Annotated in this window: 17 protein-coding genes and 1 other RNA gene; 17 read left to right on the top strand and 1 reads right to left on the bottom strand. The window is 36.8% G+C overall.

Annotated features, from left to right (window positions below):
• Positions 1-3 precede the first annotated feature (3 nt).
• Positions 4-609: a Holliday junction resolvase RecU gene (gene recU / locus E2636_RS09230; protein WP_134209944.1), complete on the bottom strand. Its 606-nt coding sequence runs from the start codon at positions 607-609 to the stop codon at positions 4-6.
• Positions 610-789: 180 nt separating this feature from the next.
• Here recU and E2636_RS09225 point away from each other — a divergent pair, with 180 nt between their 5' ends.
• From E2636_RS09225 to E2636_RS09145, 17 genes are all read left to right on the top strand, one after another.
• Positions 790-975, top strand: coding sequence for a hypothetical protein (locus E2636_RS09225; RefSeq protein ID WP_134209943.1), 186 nt, complete (start codon positions 790-792; stop codon positions 973-975).
• A 47-nt stretch (positions 976-1022) separates the two neighbouring features.
• Positions 1023-1409 carry a DUF1798 family protein gene (locus E2636_RS09220; RefSeq protein WP_134209942.1) on the top strand — a complete coding sequence of 129 codons (387 nt, stop codon included), beginning with the start codon at positions 1023-1025 and terminating at the stop codon, positions 1407-1409.
• Entirely contained in the window at positions 1384-3663 is a 2280-nt protein-coding gene (locus tag E2636_RS09215) for a DEAD/DEAH box helicase (RefSeq protein WP_279587116.1), read from the top strand. The genes E2636_RS09220 and E2636_RS09215 overlap by 26 nt, the downstream gene beginning before the upstream one ends.
• 32 nt (positions 3664-3695) lie before the next feature.
• Entirely contained in the window at positions 3696-4940 is a 1245-nt protein-coding gene (locus E2636_RS09210; RefSeq protein ID WP_243840755.1) for a ribonuclease H-like domain-containing protein, read from the top strand.
• A gap of 74 nt (positions 4941-5014) precedes the next feature.
• Entirely contained in the window at positions 5015-5308 is a 294-nt protein-coding gene (gene gpsB / locus E2636_RS09205) for a cell division regulator GpsB (protein ID WP_017380653.1), read from the top strand.
• A 64-nt stretch (positions 5309-5372) separates the two neighbouring features.
• Positions 5373-5750: RNase P RNA component class B (rnpB, locus tag E2636_RS09200), an RNA gene on the top strand.
• Between the two features lie 107 nt (positions 5751-5857).
• Positions 5858-6994 carry a THUMP domain-containing class I SAM-dependent RNA methyltransferase gene (locus tag E2636_RS09195; RefSeq protein ID WP_134209940.1) on the top strand — a complete coding sequence of 379 codons (1137 nt, stop codon included), beginning with the start codon at positions 5858-5860 and terminating at the stop codon, positions 6992-6994.
• Positions 6995-7051: 57 nt separating this feature from the next.
• On the top strand, positions 7052-8962 hold the full coding sequence (locus tag E2636_RS09190) for an ATP-dependent DNA helicase (protein WP_134209939.1): 1911 nt from the start codon (positions 7052-7054) through the stop codon (positions 8960-8962).
• A gap of 229 nt (positions 8963-9191) precedes the next feature.
• Positions 9192-10094, top strand: a complete 903-nt coding sequence (locus E2636_RS09185; RefSeq protein ID WP_134209938.1) for a cation diffusion facilitator family transporter — start codon at positions 9192-9194, stop codon at positions 10092-10094.
• A gap of 117 nt (positions 10095-10211) precedes the next feature.
• On the top strand, positions 10212-11714 hold the full coding sequence (locus E2636_RS09180) for a carboxypeptidase M32 (RefSeq protein ID WP_134209937.1): 1503 nt from the start codon (positions 10212-10214) through the stop codon (positions 11712-11714).
• A gap of 302 nt (positions 11715-12016) precedes the next feature.
• A complete protein-coding gene (gene cydD, locus E2636_RS09175) occupies positions 12017-13750 on the top strand; it encodes a thiol reductant ABC exporter subunit CydD (protein ID WP_134209936.1) in 1734 nt (577 codons plus the stop codon).
• Complete coding sequence (cydC, locus tag E2636_RS09170) at positions 13747-15468, top strand: thiol reductant ABC exporter subunit CydC (protein ID WP_134209935.1); 1722 nt, start codon at positions 13747-13749, stop codon at positions 15466-15468. The genes cydD and cydC overlap by 4 nt, the downstream gene beginning before the upstream one ends.
• 572 nt (positions 15469-16040) lie before the next feature.
• Positions 16041-17378, top strand: coding sequence for an aminotransferase family protein (locus E2636_RS09165; protein ID WP_166669593.1), 1338 nt, complete (start codon positions 16041-16043; stop codon positions 17376-17378).
• 34 nt (positions 17379-17412) lie between these two features.
• Complete coding sequence (locus E2636_RS09160; RefSeq protein WP_134209933.1) at positions 17413-18828, top strand: APC family permease; 1416 nt, start codon at positions 17413-17415, stop codon at positions 18826-18828.
• Between the two features lie 37 nt (positions 18829-18865).
• On the top strand, positions 18866-20314 hold the full coding sequence (locus E2636_RS09155; protein WP_134209932.1) for an NAD-dependent succinate-semialdehyde dehydrogenase: 1449 nt from the start codon (positions 18866-18868) through the stop codon (positions 20312-20314).
• Between the two features lie 155 nt (positions 20315-20469).
• Positions 20470-20796: a DUF3870 domain-containing protein gene (locus E2636_RS09150; protein WP_134209931.1), complete on the top strand. Its 327-nt coding sequence runs from the start codon at positions 20470-20472 to the stop codon at positions 20794-20796.
• Between the two features lie 244 nt (positions 20797-21040).
• Positions 21041-22201: a CaiB/BaiF CoA transferase family protein gene (locus tag E2636_RS09145; protein ID WP_134209930.1), complete on the top strand. Its 1161-nt coding sequence runs from the start codon at positions 21041-21043 to the stop codon at positions 22199-22201.
• Positions 22202-22216 lie beyond the last annotated feature (15 nt).

The following is a 22216-nucleotide window of genomic DNA, read 5'->3' as shown; positions in this document are numbered from 1 at the left end:
AGATTACTCTGAAAGCATCCTTGTTACTCCTTGTAAATAGTCTATCGGAGGGTATGCTCCTGGGACTATTTCAAAGGCGTGTTGTTCAAAAAAGTCGAACGGTATTGATTTTTTACCACCATTGCACATTACATTCCAAGCATCTTGCAAGGGTTTAAATGGTAGAATGAAATAGCGGTTAATCAATGAAAACCGAACAATTAAAAAGGTGATTCCTTTTTGTTCTGTGACTAGTCGCATGTGGTCAATTTGGTGAGCGTGGATATTTTTTAAAGGAAACGAGGTTTTATTTTTTGTTTCTTTCGCTTCAAAATCCACATGTAGCCCTTTCCAGACCCCATTGAAATCTGTCGTCGAAGCAGTACGGTAATAAGCTTCCTTTATGACAGCGGCACTTCTGGATGGATATTCTACTTTGACTACTTGAATCGGTACTGGTTTCTTGTGGATGACGGCTGTACCTTTTTGCATGTAGTAGTCATTCGTTTCATTAATCTCATCCTCTAACGTTTTTCCCCTATTACTATAGGAATAATCCTTTTTTGAACGATTTTCACTATTATTTTTTTTAGGAGTGTAAATTTTACCGTTCGGGTAGTTAATTTCCAAGCTCGTCACCTCGGGTATCAGTGTATCATAACCACATACTACTAGACGATATTCTCTCTTGAAGGTTTCAAGTTTGTGTGTCGAATTATCAAAGGTATTAGCATAATACTTCTAGTTTTGTCATCGAGAAAGGAATTCTTCATTAAATGCAGAATTTGATAACAACTGGAGGGATGCATGATGAGAAGAATTGAACTATTAATTGAACAATTGTCATTGGTCGAGCATATTTTAGAAGCTCGTTTTATTCAAGAAAGATCGACTCAAACGCAAACTGTTATCGATAAAGGGTACCGAGTAGGCAAAGCATTACAGGAAACCGAAAAATTAGTAGAATGGAATATCTGTTCCCGTAAAAGTGGTTAAAACCACTTTTTTTTGTTATTATTAACTGTAATAAAGGGGCTGATTAAATGAAGTTAAACGAACACACAAAATTGATTTTAGAAGAAAGTCAAACATGTTTAACTCGTCACCAAGAAATGCGTAATACGGACTCAACACCAGATTTTTTTTCGCAAGTTAAACCTCATGCCGATCAGTGGCATGCCTTTTTAATTGAATGGAGAGAACAGGCAAGAATATGGCTTGATGATAAACGTCCAAAACATATGAGAATCCAACAAATTGACGCAGCTATTGAAGCTTTCAATCAATATGTTGTTCAATCATTTTATAAAGAGACAGGCAAAAAAAGATTTGCTCAGTCGATACAATCAACTTGTTATACATTGCAAACATTTATACATGTTCAACAGCTAGAAGGTGAAAAGCTTGATCAAGAAACAAAAGATAAGTGATCTTCTTAAGGAATGGAAGCAAGACCCAGTTATGAGAGAACGTATCGTTCATTGGCACACTATAGAGGAAAAAGAGGCTTCTTTAGCGGATTTTCCGGAAGATTTGCATTCCTCGATTAAACAAGCATTAAAAAAAAGAGGAATAAATCAACTATATAGCCATCAGCGACAAGCTTATGATACCGCGAGAGACGGTCAATCTTTTACAGCGATTACACCTACAGCATCTGGAAAATCACTTTGTTATCATTTACCAGTTTTACAGTCAATCGTAGAAGATACGTCTTCACGTGCTCTATATTTATTTCCAACCAAAGCTCTCGCACAAGACCAAAAATCTGATTTGAATTTATTAATCGAACAAATGAATCAAGATATTTTGAGTTACACATACGATGGGGATACTTCGCCAGCAATTCGCACAAAAGTAAGAAAGGCCGGACACATTGTATTAACAAATCCAGATATGCTACATTCGGGAATTTTACCTCACCATACGAAATGGGTTTCATTATTTGAAAACTTAAAATTTATCGTAGTAGATGAACTCCATACATATAAAGGTGTTTTTGGTAGTCATGTTGCACATGTGTTACGGCGGTTAAAGCGTATTTGTCAATATTATGGAAGTAATCCGGTTTTTATTTGTACTTCTGCAACGATTGCAAATCCAAAAGAATTAGCAGAATCGCTTACTAACGAGTCTCATAAACTTATCGATCAAAACGGTGCACCGTCAGGTAAAAAGAATTTCATATTTTATAATCCACCGATTGTTCATCCAACGTTTGGTGTAAGACGAAGTGCCATCTTAGAAGTAAGAGATTTGGCAAAGCGTTTGTATAAAGAAGAAATTCAAACAATCGTTTTTGCTAAAAGTAGAGTTCGAGTTGAAATGCTAGTTACCTATTTAAAAGAGTTAAACAAAAAGAAAATAAATGATGAATCTATTAGAGGATACCGTGGAGGCTATTTACCTTCTGAACGTAGGTTGATTGAAAAAGGGCTACGTGAAGGTACCATCCGAACTGTGGTTAGTACAAATGCTTTAGAACTAGGAGTAGATATTGGTCAATTGCAAGCTTGCATAATGACTGGATACCCTGGGAATATTGCGAGTGCTTGGCAGCAAGCCGGTAGAGCAGGGAGAAGACAAGATGAAGCACTTATTATCTATGTTGCACAATCGACTACACTAGATCAATATATTGTAAATCATCCGTCATTCTTACTTGGACAGTCGCCTGAAGAAGCCCGTATACATCCTGACAATTTAATCATTTTAATGGATCATTTAAAATGTGCGTCATTTGAATTGCCTTTTAAAACGACTGAACAATACGGTGAGTTTGAAATTCAAGAATTACTTGCCTATTTAGAAGCAGAAGGTATATTAGTGAGAACTTCAGACAAATGGCACTGGATGAGTGATCGTTTTCCAGCACATGAAATCAGTCTACGCTCCGCATCACAGGAAAATGTCATAATAATTGATAAAACCATACCAGCTTCAACAAAAGTAATTGGTGAAATGGATCGTTATAGTGCGATGACACTGCTTCATGAAGAAGCGATTTATCTACATCAAGGGATTCAATTCCAAGTAGAAAAATTGGACTGGGAAGAAAAGAAAGCATTTGTACGAGAAGTTGACGTTGATTATTTTACAGATGCCAATTTAGCAATTGAACTAAAAGTGATGAGTGAAGACCAAAATAAAGTTCATCACAATGGTTCTATAAGCTATGGAGATATCTCTATAATAGCAATGGCAACGATGTTCAAGAAAATCCGTTTCGATACACATGACAATATCGGGTCAGGACCAATTCAACTACCTCCAGAAGAATTACATACGTCTTCAAGTTGGTTGAGCTTTGAAAGACCACAAGGATGGACAGAAGCCATGCTTTCAGATGCTATGACAGGAACTGCATCGTCTATTGCATCGTTTATCCCCTTATTTGTCCAATGTGATCGTCGTGATATTCATGTAGTACCACAAGTGAAATCAATTCATGCAGAACTGCCCACATTTTTTGTTTATGATAGCTACCCAGGGGGAATTGGCATTAGTGAACGTGTATTTGAAGTGTGGCCAGAACTACTAGCCCATGTAGAACAACATGTTACATTTTGTCCATGTGACCAGGGGTGTCCTGCGTGTATTGGGCCACAAGATGCTGAAGCTGGTTTAAAAGGTGAAGTGCTGAAGCTTCTCCTATATTTGCAAATAGAATCAATTAAAAGGTGAATCCTATGTCATTTGAAAAAAATCTTTTACAAATGAAAAAGCTGATTAAAAAAAAGCCAGTAAAACCACAATTGCTGACTCCTTTTGTTGTTCCCCAAAAACCAAAATATACAGATGAGTGGGTAAAAGCTGGATTAACAGTTATTGAAAATGAATTTGGTATTGTTTTCGAGAAAAAGATTATCTATGATCTTGACCATATTCATGGCGATATTAAACTGAGTGAAGTCTTTGATGCACTAGCTTTGTGGAATTCATTTCAAGGTGTTCATCCCATTTCAACAGAAGGACAACAAGTCATCTTTTTTGATACAGAAACTACAGGTTTAAAAGGCACAGGTACCTATATTTTTTTAATTGGACAATTGGTTTGGAAAAAGGGTCATTTTGAAATGACTCAACATGTGTTAGCGGACCCTAGTAATGAAGCTGCTTTCCTTTATGAATCCAACTTATGGAAACCAGGCCATACTGTTGTCACTTATAATGGAAAAAGTTTTGACTGGCCACAGTTACAGACGCGGTGGATATTAAATCGAGAACATTTACCACGATTAGCGGATCCTGTACATATCGATTTACTTCATGGATCGAGAAGAATTTGGCGAAATGAACTCGATCAATTCAAACTTGTCCAAATTGAAGAAGAGAAACTTGGATTCAAGAGAGTGGGAGATATTCCTGGTCATTTAGCTCCAATTATATATTTAGATGCAGTAAAGAGTGGAAATCCTACCACGCTATTAAAAGTGCTAAAACATAATGAATGGGACATATTATCACTACTTACCTTATATGTTCATACGACTAAGTTAATTTTACAAGACCAATATAATGATTCAAGTGTCTCCTCTACAAATATTGGAAAGTGGTTTTCAGATTTAAAAGACTTTGATAGAGGTCAAGTTGCTTTCGAAGAAATTATTAGCCAATACAGTAAGAGTGAAGCTGCTCAAGCTTTTTACTATTTAGGATTTGAATATAAACGACGCAAACAAATGAATTTTGCATACGAAGCTTTTGAGAAATCACTTACTAATTTGTCTGATGTGTGGCAAATAAAAACGTATGAAGAACTAGCGAAAATAGCAGAGCATGTTAAAAAAGATTTTGATGCTGCAATAGGCCATGTTGAATTAGCAGTTCTACTTTTACATCAAACTAAGAATTTGAAACCACTACAAAAAGACCGAAAAAAGATGGAATTTAATAAGCGTTTACAACGCATAATAAATAAACAGACTATTTCCCGGGCAAGCGCAGATTTCGACACATAATACATTTTCAAATGACCTTTAAAACGATCTTTATGCTATAATAAATCTCATGTAACAATGGAAGGATGATGTATATGGATACGAAATTAACTCCAGAAATCATTTTAGAGAAAGAATTTAAAAAGGGTGTACGTGGATATCAAATAGATGAAGTAGATCAGTTTTTAGATGATGTCATTCAAGACTACAATACTTTTATGCAAACAATTGAAACGTTAAAAGTAGAAAACAGACGCTTAAAAGGCGAATTAGAAGAAGCACCAAAACGTCAAGCTGCACCAACAACAACAGGTACAACGAATTTTGATATTTTAAAACGACTTTCTAACCTGGAGAAACATGTTTTTGGCAGTAAGTTGTACGAATAATTGAACATTAATAATTGGATTGATTTACTGATCCAAATCAAGTATAATATGGAGACCATTTAGTTAATCCAGGTAATCGCTGCAACGCTAGACGTTGTAGAGGAAAGTCCATGCTCGCACGGTTCTGAGATGACCGTAATGTTCGTGCTTAGCCAAAAAATAAGCTAAGGCAGTGTAAAAGCTGACGGCGGGAATAACACCTAAGTCTTCGGATATGGTCAAAGTTCTCTGAAAGTGCCACAGTGACGGAGCTGACTCGGAAACGTTTCAGGTGGAACGAGGTAAACCCCACGAGCGAGAAACCCAAATTATGGTAGGGGCACTCTCATGCAGGAATTAAACGAATTGAGGGACAGACTTTGTCTGTAGATAGATGATTACTAATCACTTGTACGAGGCGTAAGCCGTTTGAGTACGTGATAACAAAACATGGCTTATTGGGTTTTCTAATTGGTTATACTTGATTGTACAAGCTCTCCACTAATTCGGAGAGCTTTTCTTAATAGAGAAGAACATTTATGAAATATAGGTAAAAGAAAGGATGAGAAGATGACGACTCATCGATTAGTAGCTACATCAGCTATGGGCTTAGAATCCATTGTGGCAGATGAAGTAAAAGCATTAGGATTTGAAACTAAAACAGAAAACGGTAAAATTTACTTTGAGGGTGACGAACTTGCAATTGCACGTGCCAATATGTGGCTTCGTGTTGCGGACAGAGTCAAAATTATTGCGGGTGACTTTAAAGCGACTACATTTGATCAATTATTTGAACAAACTAAAGCTATTCCTTGGGAAAAATATTTATCGGTGGATGCAGCGTTTCCTGTTCAAGGGAAATCCGTAAAATCAACATTGTTTAGCGTGCCAGATTGCCAAGCGATTGTTAAAAAAGCAATCGTCGAACGATTAAAGTTAGCACACAAACGAATAGGATTTTTAGATGAATCTGGTCCAACATTTAAGATTGAAGTGAGTATATTAAAAGATGTTGTAAAGCTAAGCATTGATACAAGTGGTGTTGGGCTACATAAACGTGGTTATCGTTTAGAACAAGGGGAAGCACCATTAAAAGAAACACTAGCTGCGGCCCTAGTTTATATTTCGAAGTGGAATCCGAATAGACCGTTTGTGGATCCTGTCTGTGGTTCAGGAACGATTCCTATTGAAGCTGCAATGATTGGACAAAACTTAGCACCTGGGTATAATCGTGGATTTTTAAGCGAAGACTGGCCTTGGATGTCAAAAAAAATATGGGATGAAGTTCGTATAGAAGCAGAAGATTTAGCCAAATACGACCAACCTTTAGATATTACAGGTTCTGATATTGATCCTAGAATGGTTGATATTGCAAAAAAAAATGCAATTGAAGCTGGTTTTTCTGACTTAATTCATTGGAAACAACGTCCACTACGAGATTTCACATCCACTTCTTTAGATGGAGTGATGATTGGAAATCCACCTTATGGTGAGCGTATTGGCGACATCGATGTCATAGGTGATATGATTGATGATTTGGGACGTATAATGGACGATCATCCATCATGGTCTGTTTATATGTTGTCTTCAATGGAAGACTTTGAAACATTATATGGACGAAGAGCCACTAAAAAACGTAAATTATTTAATGGATTTATTCAAACAGAATATTATCAATATTGGGGTAGAAAATCACCTCGTGATTAGTACACGAAACGGATAGGTCAACCTATCCGTTTTGTTATCGTTTGAAAGGGGATTTATATGAAAGAAAATTTACCATTTGCACTATCCAAAGACCGTTCGTTTTTCGAATCGCTCAGTGATTGGATAGGAGATGTCCTATATGATGAATTACCTGAAAAAGGATTTGAATGTCGTGATGAGCAAATATTCATGGCCTATCAAATTGAAAAATCACTAAAAGAGAAAAGTGTTTTGTTTGCAGAAGCAGGTGTGGGAACAGGAAAGACCATCGCCTATTTACTGCCTGCCATTTCATATGCTCGCTATACAGGAAAACCTGCATTAATCTCATGTGCAGATGAAACACTGATCGACCAACTTGTAAAAAAAGAAGGCGATATTCAAAAGCTTCAAGATACACTAGGTTGGAATATCGATGTTCGTTTAGCTAAATCTCGTGACCAATACTTATGTTTAAAGAGACTTGAACATGAACAAAAAACGAATAATGAGGATTTTTTATTAGAGATTGAAGATGGTATTCCTGACTTTGTTTATGGTCATCAATCATTGCAGCCTGTTCATCCATATGGTGAACGCAGCGCTTTTCCAGACGTTAACGATGAAGACTGGCAAAAAGTGAATTACCATCCAATTCAGCAATGTGCTGTTTGTGATATTCGCAATCGTTGTGGTCAAACAATCCATCGTCAAAATTACCGTGAAGCAGCAGATTTAATTATTTGTTCACATGATTTTTTAATGGAGCATGTTTGGACGAAGGAATCGCGTTTACGTGAAGGCCAAATGCCTCTACTACCTGAAACTTCAATGATTATTTTAGATGAAGGTCATCTATTAGAATTTGCTGCTCAACGTGCTTTAACGTATGAAGTACAAAGTCAAACGCTTGTATCATTAATTGATCGTGTTGCTCAAGATGGCGTGCGTGAAAAAACATTACGCTTGCTTGAAAAGTTGCAAGATTCACATGATGACTTTTTTAAGGAATTGCTTGTACATGCATATGGAGAAGAAGGAGAACGTCTACATATAAAGAAAACCGATCTTGTACTGCAAATAGGACGTCAGATTGTTAACTTAGTCGATCAAATTCTTGAAGAATTTGTATTTGAGTCTGAACTTTATACAATCGACGAATACGATCTTCGTATGTTTGAAGAGTATTTAGAACAATATGTATTTTCTCTTAAATTATTTGTTCAAAAGAGTGATGCAGTTGATTGGTTAGAAGAAAAAGATGGTCTGGAAACACTTGTCATTATGCCACGATTGGTAACAGACATATTAAATGAAAAACTATTTACAAGTAAACTACCAGTGGTATTCTCTTCAGCAACATTGTCCATAAACAAGGACTTTACGTATATTTCGGATGCGCTTGGTATTGATCAATATCATTCGTTTAGCGTACCATCACCATTTGATTACGATGAAGTTATGAAAATTTTTGGTCATTCTATAGTTAATATGACAAAAGCTCAAAAAGCGAAAGAGTTACTTGTAGACTCAAAGGAACCAACACTATTACTATTTAAATCAAAGCATGATATGGTGAATTTTGAACACACTCTAACAGCTGAAGAAAGATTGGGCATGGTTTTTGAAGGGGAACGAGAATTATCTTCCATAGTGCGTGATTTCCAAGCAGGTCTTATCTCGACATTATGTTCTTATCATTTATGGGAAGGTCTCGATTTGCCAGCAGAAGCATTAACGCGCGTAATTATTTTTGATTTACCATTTCCACCACATGATCCTTTATTTGATGCAAAGCGAAAATTCTCTAATAATCCTTTTGAAGAAGTAGAGTTGCCATTTATGTTACTTCGTCTACAACAAGGTATGGGACGTCTTATTCGCACATCCGCCGATCACGGGTCGATTCATTTATTACTATCTAATGAAGAAAAACAATTGAGTACATCATTCTCTCATGTTCTACCTGTTGAAATAAATTGGGTTTAATTTATTAATACATTCATAACCAGATGATTTAATCAACTTTCCAACTAGAGCGTCTTGTTATATAGATATATCCATGTTATTATTTTTAGACGTCTGAATTTAATGAGTGATTGATATGACTCTCCTTACAATTAATCGAACTTTAAATAGTCTTCCAAAAACCCTTGACTGAAAACAGTCAAGGGTTTTTGTTGCCTAAGGGAAAAACTTTTAGTGGAGGTACCAAGTTATGTTCAAAGGTAACAATTCTAATGCTTCAATCATAGCTGTGTGGATTAGTTTAATAAGTAACGTTATATTAACTGGACTTAAGATTAGCGTTGGTTTTATTGTAAAAAGTCCAGTTCTTCTTGCCGATGGGTTTCATAATGCTGGGGATGTTATAGCATCCTGTGCTGCTTTAATATCCATGCGTATTTCTAAACGTCCAGCAGATGAAGACCATCCTTATGGGCACGGCAAAGCTGAGGTAATAAGTTCTGCTATTATAGCGATAATTTTAGGAATGGCAGCAATTTATATTGCTTATGAAGCAATTTCTGCATTCTTCGAGGAACCCGCCAAAGGAAGCTACCTGGCTCTACTAATAGCTTTCATTTCTCTTGTCTGGAAACAGGTTTTATACGTGTATACAATTCGAATTGGAAAATTGACTAATAGCAAAGGATTAATTGCGACAGCGTATGACCATCTTGCCGATGTTTATGCTTCTATTGCCGCAGTTTTAGGGATTGGTCTCTCCTTGATTGGCGATATTTTTAGTATTCATATCCTATCTTACGGAGATCCGTTTGCGGGTATTATTGTATCCGTTTTTGTTTTCAAACTAGCTTATGAGATTGGTAAAGAAGCCTTAGATATACTTATGGAAAAAACCGTAGTTCAAGAAAGATTGAATGACTTTGCTAACTTAATTAACTTAGTTCCGGAGGTAAAACGTATTGATCGCTTACGGGCTAGGGAGCATGGTCATTATATACTTGTAGACATTCGTGCTAGTATTCCAGGGGATATGACGATTCAAGAAGGACATGATATTTCACGCAAAATTAAGAAAATTATTTTGGAAAATCATCATGATGTAGATGAAGTTCTTATTCACTTGAATCCTTGGTATGAAGAAGAGTCTTAAATATTAAAAGTACATTTATGAGAAGTTGGTCGCACTAATAATTGTTGGTTTAATTGAAAAACTTTTCAGTCTTTATGATAAAATAAAAGAGATGTTTTAGTATTTAGGAGGTTTGACATGGAAACGACAGAGAAATTTATTAATTATGTTAAAAAGATGCAAGCTTATTCGGAAGCGATTGGCCTTATGTATTGGGACTTACGAACTGGTGCTCCGAAAAAAGGAATCGAACAACGTTCACAAGTAATTGGCACTTTATCTTCTGAAGTATTTGGTATGCAAACTTCTGATGAATTAGCGGAAATGCTAGTAGAACTAGAAAATAACTTAGAATCTTTGGATTTAATAACAAAACGAACTGTTGAAAAAATGAGAAAAGAATACAATATGAGTAAAAAAATTCCTGCAGATGAATATAGAGATTTTGTGATTTTGACATCAAAAGCGGAGTCTGTATGGGAAGAAGCTAAAGAAAAATCCGATTTCTCTTTATTTTTCCCATATTTAAAAGAAATCGTTGAAACGACTAAAAGATTCGTTTCTTTCTGGGGAGTAAAAGATAACAACCCTTACAACACACTACTTAATGAATATGAGCCAGGAATGACGACGGAAATTCTTGATAACGTATTTGGTGAATTAAGAAATAAAATTGTTCCTTTAGCGAAAAAGATAGCTGAATCACCAAATCAACCTAAAACAGATTTCTTATTTAAATATTTTCCAAAAGAAAAGCAAAAACAATTTAGTTTAGACATCTTAAAACAGCTTGGTTATGACTTCAACGCTGGACGCTTAGATGAAACCGTACATCCTTTCGCTACCGGTTTAAATCGTGGTGATGTTCGAATAACGACAAAATATGATGAAAATGATTTCCGGACAGCGATTTTCGGAACTATACATGAATGTGGTCATGCATTATACGAACAAAATATCTCAGCTGAATTAGAAGGATTACCCCTTTCAACTGGAACATCAATGGGAATCCATGAATCACAGTCATTATTTTATGAAAACTTTGTAGGCCGTAACGAAAAGTTTTGGGAACAGAACTTTTCAACTCTTCAAGCATACGCGCCTGAACAATTTGGTCATGTTGCAGTAATGGATTTCTTAGCAGCCATCAATGAATCCAAGTCATCGCTCATTCGAATTGAGGCTGACGAATTAACTTATCCACTTCATATTATGATTCGTTACGAAATCGAAAAAGGGTTATTTAATGGAGATATGCAAGTTGAAGAGCTTCCTCAAATTTGGAATGATAAATATGAAGAATACTTAGGTGTACGACCAACAAATGATGCGGAAGGGATTTTACAAGATGTTCACTGGGCAGGTGGGGCATTTGGCTACTTCCCATCTTATGCACTCGGATTTTTGTACGCTTCTCAACTGAAATCAGCTATGTTGATAGATCTTCCACACTTTGATGACCTTTGTGCAAACGGAAATTTAGAACCGATTAAAGATTGGTTAACGGAGAAAGTTCATCGTCATGGCAGTATGAAGAAACCATTAGAAATTCTTCAAGATGCAACTGGTGAGGGATTAAATGCGACATACTTAGTGGAGTATTTAGAAGAGAAATATGGACGGATTTATCAATTGGTTTAATAGTGAAAATGATTAATTTTCCTTACTTTAGCCTATTTAATGTTCGCTAGTAAGAAATCTGTAGCTATTTTAATTATTTAGTCCATGACAGTCAGTTATGTGGAGCTAATACTAGAAGCTGGGTTCAACCTTTTAATAGGTTAAACTCAGCTTCTTTGAATTCTTGGATACAATATTGTCACAGTTAAATTAAGTCCTCGCTTTCGCTTATTAATTTGAAATCTTCTACAATAGATGTTATAACCGTGATGTAATTTACTCAAATATCACATATCATTTAAAAGGTAGGAGTAAAAACGTTTATGGAACAGCTAAAAAAACTAGCATATGCAGAGAAAAAAACGATAGTTACTTTGGTAATCATATCAATTTTGATAGCTTTCTCAATTATTGGGCAAGCATACTTTGTCGTCACGATTGTCGATAAGATTTTTCTTAAAGGGCATTCATTTCAAGATGTTATTCCATTATTAGGTGCTCTTTTACTTGTCTTTTTTGTAAGAGCCATGCTGATTTATTTAAATGGACGGACTGGAGTGAAAATGGCGTCAAAAGTAAAACGAGGCATCAGAATGACATTGTTACATAACTTTTCAACAAATCCTATACAGGCATCACTTACTGGACAGTCAGGTAGAAAAGTGAGTGTCATGATGGATGCTGTTGATGAAATCGATAGCTATTTCAGTAAGTATATCCCACAAATGATTCAAACGATGATTGTTCCATTAATAGTGTTGATCATTATATTTTCGCAGCATATGTATACAGGTTTAATCATCCTGTTTACAGCTCCTTTTATTCCGATTTTCATGATCATTATTGGGATTAAAACCAAAAAGAAGTCGGATGAACAAATGGAAAAAATGACAGCATTTTCTGGGCGTTTTTTAGATACACTTCAAGGCTTGACGACACTTAAATTATTTGGAAGATCAGCACAGCAAAAAGAAGGGATTCGCAAAAGTAGTCTCGATTTTCGGGATGCGACGATGGAAGTATTGAAGGTTGCCTTCTTGTCTTCCTTGATGCTCGAGTTTATTTCCATGCTCAGCATTGGAATCATTGCGCTTGAAATTGGATTTCGTCTCATTGTTTTTGATAGCATTTCGTTCTTTGCCGCATTTTTTGTATTAGTACTGGTGCCTGAATTCTTTTTATCCTTGAAAGACTTAGGCAGTGCATTTCATACAGGAAGAAGCAGTATGAGCGCTGCAAAATTAGTAATGGAAGAATTGGTTGAAAACGAATCGGCTATGCAATGGGATGATAATAACTCAAAGTACGAATCAACTCCACCATCAATTGAATTGAATGGAATGGGATTCACATACGGTGAAAATAGATTTGCATTAAAAAATATTCAGGCAGAGATTCCTCCGTATGGACAAGTGGCTATTGTAGGTAGGAGCGGTTCCGGAAAAACTACGCTGTTACATGTAATTGCTGGTCTAGTCGGTCATACTGAAGGAGAAATACTCGTCAATGGTCGTTCTCGAAGTGACTATAATGAAAAGGAATGGTTTGATCAATTGAGTTATATTTCTCAACAACCCTACCTATTTTCCGGGACAATTGAAGAAAATATAGTAATTGGTGGGAACCGACAAGTTACTCGACTGGAAGTAGAGGAGGCTGCTAAAAAAGCTGGTATATCCGAAATGATTGAGTCTCTAAAACAAGGATATGATACGCCTATTGGAGAAGCAGGAAGAGGACTTTCAGGTGGGGAGAAACAGCGAATTGCCATTGCCAGAGCATTTTTAAAGAGACCATCAATCATTTTGTTTGATGAGCCGACAACAGGTCTTGACCTTCAAACAGAGCAAATACTGCAAGCATCTATAAAAGAATTATCGAAATATTCTACCGTCATTACTGTCGCGCACCGTCTTCATACAATTAAGAACGCGGATAAAATTTTATTCCTAACAGATGGGAACCTATGGGCTGAAGGAACTCATACAGAGCTTATTAATTCAGTGGAAGAATATCGTAATATGGTGTCGGTTCAAAAAGGAGGCGACACGCAATGAAGGATATAGCAATAGTAATAAAATTAGTGGTTACTGAGAAAAAGGATATACTTTTTTCGGTTTTCTTCGGTTTCATCGCAGGTATTGCTGCAGTTGGTCTTTTTGCTTCAAGTGGCTATTTAATTTCAAAAGCTGCTCTTTCCCCTCCTCTATACACACTGACAATCATGATGGCTTCGCTAAAGCTTTTCGGTATAGCTTCAGCATTAAGTCGATATGCGGAACGTTATTTCTCGCATCGTGCAACCTTTTCAATATTGAGTAATTTACGAGTCTCATTTTACGAAAGGCTTGAGCCGTCGGCACCGAGTATTTTTCAAAAATACCGAAGTGGAGATCTACTTGCGCGTATTGTAGGAGATGTTGAAAGTCTACAAAATTTCTTTATACGCGTATTTTACCCGCCAATTATTCTGATTACTGTCTTTTTAAGTACCATTTTATTCCTTACCTTTTACTCGATTTATGTGGCATTCGCCTTAATCGTTGGTTTGCTTCTTACAGGTTTTATCTTACCTGCACTTTTCGCGGTACGCCAAAGAACGATTGAATCCAATGTCAGGGAAGAGCGTGGTGAATTATCTACAGATGTGACTGAGCTACTTTATGGGTTCCGAGATTTGAAAATATACCAGAAGTTAGAAGGGAAAAAACAACGATTAATCAAATCATCAGATGCTTACGTCAAAGAGCAGGAAAGGAAGGGAATAACAGACAAGTTCAACCTTGCGTTGAATCTGTTTGCTGGGCTATTCGTCTCCTGGATTGTGTTGGCATTGGGTGCTTATTTAGTGGTTGAGGGTCAATTAGATGGCATTTTTTTAGCGATGCTTATGATGATTTCATTGACTGTATTCGAAAATGCTACGCCAATGGCTATTTTACCTAGTCATTTGGAAGATAGCAGAAGGGCGGCAACTCGACTCTTTTCTGTTACAGACGTTACTCTACAAAAAGAAAATCTATTAAAGAAAATGGAAAGTATCACTAGTTCCAAATCTCTAGAGATTGACATGATGGATGTAACATTTTCTTACCCAACTGACAGTCGTCTGGTACTTAACAAGGTTTCACTGAACTTACCTGAGGGTTCAAAAACAGCAATTGTTGGACCGAGTGGCTCAGGAAAATCAACCTTGTTACAGCTGTTAATGAAGTTTTATCAAGCAGATGGAGGGACGATCAAGATAGACGGAGTTCCCATTAGTAAGCTAACCCAAGAAAATATTTGGCGAGAAACAAATATCATTTTACAAGAAAATCATTTCTTCTACGGAACGATACGCGATAACTTACTTATCGCAAAAGATGGACTAACTGATGAACAAATGGTTGAAATGTTAGCGAAAGTAAATCTAGAATCCTTATCTTTAAAAGACTTAGTATTTGAAAAAGGTGAGAATCTGTCTGGCGGTGAAAAACAGAGACTAGCTATTGCTAGAGCCATGTTAAAAGGGGGACATTTATGGTTATTGGATGAGCCAACTTCTTCGGTGGACGCTTTAGCAGAACAATCCATCTATCGTCATCTCTTCCAATTAGCGAAGCACGATACACTTGTTCTCGTTAGTCATCGTTTGACGGGACTAGAATTGATGGATCAAATAATTGTAATGGAACAAGGAATAATCATCGAAAGAGGTTCGTTTGAAGAACTTATGAATAAAAAAGGGTACTTCTACAAAATGAAGCAGATAGAAAAGAGTGTTTTTATGTAATCTGAGCTTCTCTTCATTAATGAAGACATATTAAAAGGTCCATTTCTTGAGTGAAATGGACCTTTTGATTTGTAGACTATTAAATAAGTTAAAGGGTTATGTATGTTACAAGATAGAATTAGTTGAAAATAGGATATTTAGTTAATTTAATGTATTCGGAATTTTCATAATCCATTGACAGAAAAATAATTGATTGTTATATTGAGAGTAATAGTAATAAATTAACTAACTGCCAAATCTTTCAGACTCTATTGTATAAATGGAGCTATAAGTAGATAGAAGCCAGTTATACAGACGGGACTTATTTAACTATCCCTTGTCTTTATAATTGGCTTTTTTAATTTAGACACTAATAAATATATACAATGAAGACGCTTTCAGTTGGATTATCTTTTACTTAGGTTCTACTTTCAATCTACTAATAATGCATTGTCTAATTGAGATGTTATGTATCTGTTTGGGATTGAAATGCACATATAGTAATACCTGTACCTAACGTATGTGTTCGCTTATTTTTTAGCGTTTGGTATTTTAATAAACTACTAAAAATTGAGGAGGAAATGAATATGAATATGAAAGAATTAATCGAATTGGACAAGAAGCACTTTATTCACCCGACGTCATCCATTCAACTGCAACAAGAAAAAGGGGCAAAACTAATTATTGAAAAAGGGGAGGGCATTTATTTAACAACCATTGATGGAAAAGTATTCATTGATGCTATGTCGTCCTTATGGAATGTCAATATTGGACACGGGAGAACAGAAATAGCAGAAGTTGCAATGGAGCAGATGAAAAAGTTAGCTTATAGTTCAGCTTTTTCAACGTTCAGTCATGAACCTGCTATCATGTTAGCTAAAAAAATTGCCGATCTTGCTCCACCTAAATTAAATGCAGTATTTTTCACATCTGGAGGGTCAGAGTCAAATGACTCGGCTATAAAACTAGTTCGTCATTATTGGAAAATCCAAGGCCAACATGACCGAAATAAAATCATTTCGCTTAAGAGAGGCTATCATGGGGTTGCGGTTGGTGCGACTAGTGCAACTGGAATTCCAGAGTTTTGGAATATGGCGGGACACATGGAAACAGGTTTTGCCCATGCTAAAAATCCTTATGAAGTTGGGACAATTAAATCAATTGCATCTATCAGAGAAGTAATTGAGAACGAAGGGCCAGAGACGGTTGCCGCATTATTAGTGGAACCTGTTCAAGGAGCAGGCGGTGTTCTTATTCCTCCAAGTGATTATTTCCAGGAAGTGCGTAAACTGTGTGATGAGTATGGAATCTTGTTTGTCGCTGACGAAGTAATCACTGGTTTTGGGCGTACTGGAAAAATGTTCGGAATTGAGCACTGGAATGTTGAGCCGGATTTAATAACTTTTGCTAAAGGTGTCACAAGTGGGTATTTTCCTCTTGGGGGTGTCATTGTATCAGATGAAATTCATGAAGTGTTGAAGGAGAAGTCAGAGGGTGTCTTGTTCCATGGCTTTACGTATAGTGGACATCCAACTGGGGCAGCAGTTGCGCTAAAGAATATCGAAATCTTGGAACATGAAGGGCTAGTTGAAAACTCCAGATTGATGGGAGAGGAACTATTAAAAGGTTTGAAGGAGATAAAAGCGGAATTGAGAATTGTTGGGGATGTTCGTACGATTGGACTTCTAGGAGCGATGGAAATTTTACATGATCCTATTTCGCCAAATTTGAAATTGGCACCGAGAGTGATAGAGGCTTTACATGAAAGAGGCGTAATTTGCCGGGCTGTCACATATGACGATTCTGACATTATCTGTTTTTCTCCTCCATTAACAATTACAAAAGAGCAAATACAAACACTCATTGAAAAATTACGTGAGTCTGTATTGACTGTTAAACAGGAGTTAGTAAGTCAATTATTAAAACTCTAAAGCAAACATCATGAGCTTGAACGGAGGAAAATAAATGAAAGATCAACAGTTGTTGAAAGTATTAGGTAATAAGGACGTTCTTGCTCTTGCTTTAGGGGCGATGATTGGATGGGGTTGGGTTGTAACCGCTGGACTTTGGATTACAGAAGCGGGATCCATGGGAGCTATTTTAGCATTCTTAATTGGTGGTCTCCTCGTTATCTTTGTTGGGCTTACGTATGCGGAGTTAGCCGCCGCCCTTCCACTTACAGGCGGGGAATTATTTTATAGTTACGCAGCAATGGGAAGGACTGCTTCGTTCATAACAACTTGGGCAGTTGTTCTCGGGTATGTATCCGTTGTAGCATTTGAGGCAGTTGCTCTTCCCACTGTTTTTGAATATTTAGTGCCAAACTATAGTATGGGTTATCTGTATACAATTGCGGGTTGGGATGTCAATATTACGTGGGTAGCAGTAGGCGTAATAGGCTCCATTCTTATTGCTTGGATCAATTACCGTGGCATACAGTTATCAAGTATCATTATGTCAATTCTAACTTTAATCATCATTATATCCGGTGTATTATTGGTCACTGGAAGTTCAATAGCAGGAAATATGGAGAACATGAAGCCGTTTTTTGAAAAAGGAACTGCAGGAATCATGATTGTTTTAATTATGACCCCATTTATGTTTGTTGGATTTAATGTAATTCCACAAGCTGCGGAAGAGATTAATCTTCCACGCAAAAGGATTGGCCAATTATTAATATTCTCTGTCATCTTGGCAATTACATGGTATGTTTCCATCATCATCGGTGTATCGCGCGTATTAACTCCTACGGAAATTTCCAATTCCAACTTGGTGACAGCAGATGCGATGGCGAAAGCTTTTGGAGGCAGTCAAATGATGGGGAATGTCCTTGTCTTAGGTGGAATAGGAGGAATACTGTCGAGTTGGATCGGCTTCTATATAGGAGGAAGTCGTGCTATTTATGCACTTGCCAAAGCAGGCATGCTTCCAAAATCCCTTGGTGAGCTTCATCCAAAGTACAAGACACCACATAAAGCAATTTTATTAATCGCGGTATTAACAACATTAGCACCATTCTTCGGAAGACCTGCACTCGTATGGCTTGTTGATGCAGGTGGGTTCGCATTAATTGTCGCTTGGTTAATGGTGGCTCTATCATTTGTTATTCTTCGTAAAAAACGTCCAGATATGAAGCGTCCGTATCTGGTTCGAGGTGGTAGTGCAGTTGGTTGGATTGCCGTATTCATGTCTTTTGGAATAGGTCTTCTCTATATGCCAGGGATGCCTTCTGCTCTTATTTGGCCTTATGAGTGGATTATCATTATTGTTTGGGTACTAATAGGTTTAATTTTATATAAAGTATCGATGTCCAAGTATGGGCCTGACAAGTCTGATGAACATATGAATAAAGAAATAAAACGTATACTTGAAGAAGATTGAACTTATACTAGTGAACTTAAGAATGGAGACTGATTGAATGAATCAAACATTGGACGAGAAAAACTATTTAATGTATATAAACGGTGAATGGGTTGGAAAAGATCTTGAAGTATTAGATGTAGTAAATCCAGCCAATGGCCAAATTGTAGGTAGCGTGCCAATTGGTGGGGAAGTAGAAGCAAACCAAGCAATTGATGCTGCTTATGATGCATTTCAAACATGGTCAAAAACAACCGCTTATGAGCGTGCAAGTTATTTAAAAAAATTACATGAACTGATGGTAGAACATCAAGATGAATTAGCACAAATTATGACTGCAGAAATGGGCAAGCCAATAAATGAAGCAAGAGGAGAAGTAATTTACGCTGCAGCTTTTCTAGAATGGTACGCTGAAGAAGGAAAACGTGTGTATGGAGAAATCTTGCCTTCTCATATGACGAATAAACGTTTGCAAGTATGGAAAAGACCAGTAGGAGTTGTTGCTGCTATCACACCATGGAATTTCCCTGCTGCTATGTTAACTAGAAAAATGGGGCCGGCTTTAGCGGCTGGTTGCACAATTGTGATTAAACCATCTAGCGATAGTCCTTTAACAGCTATAAAAATGTTGGAGTTATGTGAAGAGGCTGGTTTTCCTAAAGGTGTTATTAACTTGGTGACTGGCTCTTCAAGTCAAATTGGAAAAGCTATAATGGAAAATGAAAAGATTCGTAAAGTTACTTTTACCGGCTCTACTGAAGTTGGGAAAATTTTAATTAAGCAAAGTGCACATCAAGTGAAACGATTATCACTCGAACTAGGTGGACATGCACCGTTGATTGTATTAAATGATGCCAATGTGGAATTAGCAGTAAAAGGTGCAATTGCTTCAAAATTTAGAAACGCTGGTCAAACATGCGTTTGCGCTAATCGAATATATGTACAATCAGGTATTCATGACGAATTTGTAGAGAAATTTTCTGCAGCAGTTAATTTGATGAAAGTCGGAAATGGTGCCGAAACAGAAGTGAGCATTGGACCACTAATCAATCAAGCGAGTCTCGAAAAAGTGAGCCATCATGTTGAGGATGCACTATCTAAAGGAGCTAAAATCGAAACGGGTGGTAATGAAATTTCAAATAATGGAGGGACTTTCTATGCCCCTACAGTCATTAGTAATGTAAATCCGTCAATGATCGTTATGCAGGAAGAAACATTTGGACCTGTGGCACCTATTCAAAAAGTAGAAACAATGGAAGAAGCAATTTCTTTTGCAAATGATACTCCATATGGATTAGCTGCCTATGTCTTTACTGACAGCGTGGCTAAAGGTACTCTTTTAATCGAGCAACTAAACTTTGGTATTGTCGGTTGGAATGATGGAGCACCTTCAGCTGTTCAAGCTCCATTTGGTGGGATGAAAGAGAGTGGAGTTGGACGTGAAGGTGGACGTGAAGGAATAGAAGCTTTCTTAGAAACACAGTATGTGTCTATTGCAATAAGTTAACTTAGGGAGTGCCATTCATGTGAAGCTATCATGAATGGCATTTTAATGCGAAAATTAGTAATAATACCTTATGGTTATTTTTGTAGGAAGTGTTATCTTTAATGGAAAGAGATAGATGGCACAGAGACTTTTATCTCAGAGGGGTGGCTTAGTAAATGAATACTTTATTTATTGCGGGACATGCAAGGCTTCCATCAGGAATGGCTGCACAAAATTTATATGAAACGTTGACGATTACAGCTGAAATCGATAAGCAATATGGTGTGATAATTACAGCAAGCTGTACATTAGCAACTCAACATGGACAGGATTTCGTTCATCATTTACTAAGAGGACTTAGCTTGCAAGATGGTATTGATAAGCCAATCGAAGCTGTTAGAAATAATTACTTAGGAAAAGCAGGAAATGCACTTATTTCAGCTTTGAAAGACTTATATAAACAGTATGAAACGTATAATTCTTCAAATCATACATCTATATAAAGAATAAATAATTTTAATATTGCAAATATTATATAATGTGATATTATTATATGAAATGAATCATGTTGAAACGTTCAAACGTTCATACTGCATGATCTTGTTTCTTATGAAAGCCATTGCTGCCTAATCTGTTAAAATCCTTAAGGATGATAACTCACAGATAAAAGCCAGTTTAATTAGACTTACAGCTTCTGTAGTCTTTTTGAACTGGCTTTTTGTATTGTGTAAAGAAAGGAGTGAAGATGTGACTGGAGCATTAAGTAATATCCGAGTGCTTGATTTATCACGTGTTTTGGCAGGCCCATACTGTACGATGATTTTAGGTGATCTCGGAGCAGAAGTGATCAAAGTAGAAGCACCTGGGGGGAGTGATGAAACGCGTAAATGGGGTCCCCCTTTTAAAAACGGTGTAAGTGCATATTACTTGAGTACGAATCGCAATAAAAAGGCGATTACTGTTGATCTAAAGTCCAAAAATGGTGTTCAGGTCATAAAAGAGCTTGTCAGTGAAAGTGATGTAATCATCAATAACTTTAAAACAGGAACTATGGAGAGTTATGGATTGGACTACGACGCTCTTGCAAAAATCAATCCACAAATTGTTTATTGTTCAATAACTGGTTTTGGAGAAACAGGCCCGGATAGAAATGTACCTGGTTATGACTTCATTATTCAGGCAATGAGTGGACTGATGAGCATCACAGGAAACAAAGAATCTGGTCCTCAAAAAACGGGAGTAGCTATTACGGATATTTTGACGGGATTGTACGCCTGTATTGGTATTCAAGGTGCTTTACTAGAACGGATCCGGTCTGGAAAAGGTCAAAGTTTAGATATTTCTCTTTACGATACTGCCGTTAGTGCATTGGTGAATATTGGAAGTAATTATTTGATGTCAGGAGTGACACCTACAGCACTTGGAAATGAACATGCCAATATTGTTCCGTATCAAACATTTAAAACGTTAGACGGGGAGATTGTCATCGCAGTCGGAAATGACAATCAATTTTCAGCACTTTGTCAAATAATGAATGTTCAACATCTATCAACTGACGAACGTTTTAAGACGAATCCACAGCGAGTGGAAAATCGAAAAGAATTGATCTCTTTATTACAAGAGGTCTTTTCAACAAAACCAACCGCTTTCTGGCATATGGATTGCAGAGCTAATAATATTCCTTGTGGTCCGATCCAGAACATAGAGCAAGTAGTAAATGATCCACAATTGGCTGCACGCAATATGTTTATCGAACATGACCATCCAACAGCAGGCAAGATAAAAATGATTGGCAGTCCATTAAAACTTTCACGGACACCGGTCAACATGAAACACCATCCACCTAATCCAGGCGAACATAATGATGAAATACTAGGTCGTTTATCGAGTTCAAAATCAATTATATAAAAGGGGAGATCATTG

Source organism: Paenisporosarcina antarctica (assembly GCF_004367585.1).
In the GTDB taxonomy this organism is placed as follows: Bacteria; Bacillota; Bacilli; order Bacillales_A; family Planococcaceae; genus Paenisporosarcina; species Paenisporosarcina antarctica.
The sequence above is the reverse complement of the archived record's forward strand: the minus strand, read 5'-3'. Positions and strand labels throughout refer to the sequence as shown.